General features: G+C 59.9%; 1 protein-coding gene and 1 pseudogene. One reads left to right on the top strand and one right to left on the bottom strand.

The window, feature by feature from the left end; translation table 11 throughout:
• Positions 1 to 103: 103 nt before the first annotated feature.
• Positions 104 to 1,224, top strand: a pseudogene (locus IVA75_RS14915) (IS110 family transposase).
• Between the two features lie 180 nt (positions 1,225 to 1,404).
• Here IVA75_RS14915 and IVA75_RS14910 read toward each other — a convergent pair.
• A partial coding sequence (locus tag IVA75_RS14910) for a hypothetical protein (RefSeq protein ID WP_247290868.1) occupies positions 1,405 to 1,598 on the bottom strand: 194 nt, incomplete at its 5' end.

Here is a 1,598-nt window from a genome sequence, read left to right as displayed (position 1 = left end):
TAGACTGTATGTCCCCTCCACAAAATGAGGCGACTCACCCTCGATGTTGCGACGAGGGTTGCCTGGATGGACCGGGCAGAGCCTCAAACAAGGAGGGCGAGTCGTGGGTCATCATACCGAGGTCTTTGTCGGGATCGATACGTCAAAATCGCGCAATGCAATAGCCATTGCCGATGGCGGCCGTGGCGGCGAGGTACGATATCTCGGGGAGTTTTCTGCCACGGAGGCAGCGATCCGAAAGCTGGTGGCAAAGCTTGCAGCGAAATGCTGTCATCTGACGTTTTGCTACGAAGCAGGGCCGACAGGATATGGCCTCTACAGACTACTCAAGAGCCTCGGCCATGACTGCCTGGTGGTGGCCCCCTCGCTCGTTCCGAAGAAGGCCGGCGATCGAGTGAAGACGAACCGGCGCGATGCGGTAAGCCTCGCCAAGCTGTTGCGCGCGGGCGAGCTCACCGCAGTGTGGGTGCCGGACGAGCGCCATATGAGGCTATGCGCGATCTCTCGCGCGCCCGTCAGGCAGTGAAGAAGGACCTCCAGGGCAAGCGTCAACAGATCTCGTCATTGATGCTGCGGCTGGGACGCATCTATCCGGGCAAGACAACGTGGGGACCCGCCCACATGAGATGGCTGATGTCGCAGAAGCTCGAGCATCGCGAGCAGCGCATCGCATTCGAAGAGTTACTTGAGGGGATACGCCAGGAAAGTGAGCGAGTGGAGCGTTTGGAAGATGCCATCCGCGAGGTAGTACCCGAGTGGTCGCTCGCCGAGGTTGTCGCGGCCCTGCAGGCGATGCGGGGGATTGATCTCATTGCGGCTGTGGGGGTGCTGGTCGAGATCGGTGATCTCTCCCGCTTTCAAAATCCGCGCGAGCTGATGAGCTATCTGGGTCTGGTGCCCACGGAAAACTCAACTGGCGACAAGGTCAAGCGAGGCGGCATCACCAAAGCCGGTAATGGGCGGGCGCGACGTATTCTTGTGGAGGCGGCCTGGAGCTATCGATATCCGCCGCGCGTAAGCCGAGACAAGCAGCCAAAGGTGGAGGCCGCACCGAGACGCGCGCGAGAGATTGCGTGGAAAGCGCAAACCAGATTGTGCGGACGCTTCCGCTCACTCGAGCGGAAGGGCAAGCGGCGAACCGTGATCGTCACGGCGATTGCCCGAGAGCTATCCGCCTTCATTTGGGCAATCAATCGCGAGCTCATGCCACCTCGACAGGCGTAACGTCGTTGGGGGCTGTGGACCGCTCGAGTCGTGAGGTGCGCTCGACCGGCCCACAGCCCTCTTTGTTGCAATCAGGATCAGGGTAGTCGCAGACATCAATCGTGCAGAGGTGAAGGTGGACCACGGCAGGGGAAATCCTGAAACCCATTATGTGGCCGATCATCCGATCGACGCCCGATGCTAGACCAGGGACAGCCCCAGACGAAAAAACGGAAATGCGGTATCCAACCCGCGCATCAGAGCCTGTTCACCGACGTCTTTGGGTTCCGCCTTCTCCTCTGCACGATCCATCGGCGCAAGAACTTCACGATGAGTCCACGTGGAGATGGGAAACCGTGCGTTGTGTGCTTGACTGGGGACATCAGAATGGGATG

It is taken from the genome of Bradyrhizobium sp. 134 (genome assembly GCF_023074155.1).
In the GTDB taxonomy this organism is placed as follows: Bacteria; Pseudomonadota; Alphaproteobacteria; order Rhizobiales; family Xanthobacteraceae; genus Bradyrhizobium.
Note: the sequence above shows the minus strand (reverse complement) of the source record. Positions and strands in the feature narration are given on the sequence as shown.